This is a genomic window from Psychrobacter sp. 1U2 (assembly GCF_051847575.1).
In genome coordinates, this window is record NZ_JBPYDC010001475.1 from 1 (window position 1) to 593 (window position 593).

A 593-nucleotide genomic window follows, 5' to 3' on the forward strand; every position below is an offset into this window, starting at 1 on the left:
CTGGGGCTATGATGAAAGTCAACTTGACGAGGATCGTCACCCGACCAAAGATGAGATCGATAAAGCGCTGCCCAGCAATCCCGTTTACTTGCAGCATACCAGCGGGCATATGGGTGTTGCCAACTCAAAAGCGCTTACGGCTATGGGTATTGATGCGGACAGCGAAGCCCCTGAAGGCGGCAATATCGCTCGCGTCAAAGGCAGCAGTGAGCCCAATGGCTTGGTGCAAGAAACCGCCATGTATCCGTTTGTGCGTAAGATGCTTGAGGTGTTAGAGCCCAATCAAGCAGAGTTTTTTGAGCAAACCCAAGATTATTATGCTCAGCATGGCGTCACCACCGCGCAAGATGGCTCAACCACGCGCGATGCGATCAAGTTTTTTCAATCGCAAGCCGATGCCGGCAAATTAAAGATTGATTTGGTGTCACTCGCTGGCGTCAGCGACTTGGATGAAAACTTAGCCGATAAAGACTTTGTTTGGAAAACCTACCAAAACGGCTTTAAGGTTCAAGGCACCAAAATCATCGCCGACGGCTCACCGCAAGGCAAGACGGCGTATTTTAGCCAGCCATATCTGACCCCTGTACCTGATT

Annotated in this window: 1 protein-coding gene; it reads left to right on the forward strand. The window is 50.6% G+C overall.

Annotated elements, in window-relative coordinates; genetic code table 11:
- Positions 1-593, forward strand: a 593-nt coding sequence (locus tag ACS8FD_RS22715) for an amidohydrolase family protein (protein ID WP_439277523.1), incomplete at both ends; no start/stop codon positions are given.